Source organism: Anaplasma marginale str. Florida (assembly GCF_000215485.1).
Taxonomy (GTDB): domain Bacteria; phylum Pseudomonadota; class Alphaproteobacteria; order Rickettsiales; family Anaplasmataceae; genus Anaplasma; species Anaplasma marginale.
Genome location: NZ_AFMS01000188.1, coordinates 1 through 807, shown reverse-complemented (window position 1 = coordinate 807; position 807 = coordinate 1). Strand labels below are relative to the sequence as shown.

1 protein-coding gene is annotated in these 807 nt (G+C 50.7%); it reads right to left on the bottom strand.

Annotation, left to right across the window (positions count from 1 at the left end):
• Window positions 1-789 (bottom strand): hypothetical protein (locus GAC_RS05040; RefSeq protein ID WP_241760176.1); only part of this gene is annotated, 789 nt, incomplete at its 3' end.
• Between the last annotated feature and the right edge of the window lie 18 nt (window positions 790-807).

Below are 807 nucleotides of genomic sequence, written 5' to 3'. Positions count from 1 at the left end.
ACCTACCAAATCGGTGCCGGGTGCTGGTTGCGTCCCAGCAAGGGTCGTCGTAACAGCAGTCGTAACAACACCTATCAAATCGGTACCGGGCGTAGATGTGGTGCCCATCTTACCAAGAGCCTGCAGCTTATCCGCTGCTCGTTTAAGAGCATCAGTAGCAGCGGCAAGTTCTGCTTTTGCTTGAGCAATTTCTTTTGCTTGGGCAATCTTAGGTGCCCATTCGGCATCTATATCGTTAAGCTCCTTCCTGAGTGATTCACGGGCTTGAGCAATTTCTTTTGCTTGGGCAATCCTAGGTGCCCATTCGGCATCTATAGCTTTGAGCTCCCTACTAAGCTCTATACGACCCTCTATGGTGCGAAGTGCCCTCCTGAGCTCAACCGCGTGTTGCGTCTCAGCATCTATAGCTTTGAGCTCCTTACTAAGCTCTATACTACCAATGATAGCGCGATATGCACTCTCGAGCCTAATCGCAGGTCTCCACTCAGCATCTATAGCTTTGAGCTCCTTCCTGAGTGATTCACGGACAATCACAGGCCTCCACTCAGCATCTATAGCGTCAAGCTCCTTACTAAGCTCTATACTACCAATGATAGCGCGAGATATATGCCAGAAGGTAATCGCGTGTTGCCACTCAGCATCTATAGCGTCAAGCTCCTTCCTGAGTGATTCACGGGCAATCACAGGCCTCCACTCAGCATCTATAGCTTTGAGTTCAGCACGAAGTTCTTTACGAACTTGAGCAGGACTCCCCTTAACTATGCACCTCCCCAGGAGTGCAAGGCGCAAGCGAGCGTCCTCCGCAAG